Here is a 290-nt window from a genome sequence, read left to right on the forward strand (position 1 = left end):
ACGCATGAGGGTACGTATAAAAATGGGGCAAAAGGCTGAAGCTAGTTTAGGGATTATGGATAGTCAAAGTGTACGTTGGGGTAATAACAGAGGGCTTCACGGAGTAGAAGGTAATAAGAAGATAAAAAGGTATAAAGCGTCATGTGGTAGTAGACAAGAATGGCTTTCTAATAGCAGTAATGCTATGTGTTGCCAATATTCATGACAGTAAGGCTGGACTACTTTTAATTAGAATGCTAAATGAAGGACTTATGAAGTTTAAATGTATCCTTGCTGATGCTGGGTATAGA

General features: G+C 38.3%; 2 pseudogenes. Both read left to right on the forward strand.

From position 1 onward, the window contains the following. A pseudogene (locus GNY06_RS00330) lies at window positions 1-205 on the forward strand (hypothetical protein); the annotation flags it as partial. After that, window positions 180-290: pseudogene (locus GNY06_RS13885) on the forward strand (IS5 family transposase); the annotation flags it as partial. The pseudogenes GNY06_RS00330 and GNY06_RS13885, both read left to right, overlap by 26 nt.

This window comes from Elizabethkingia argenteiflava, from assembly GCF_009904105.1.
Lineage (GTDB): Bacteria > Bacteroidota > Bacteroidia > Flavobacteriales > Weeksellaceae > Elizabethkingia > Elizabethkingia argenteiflava.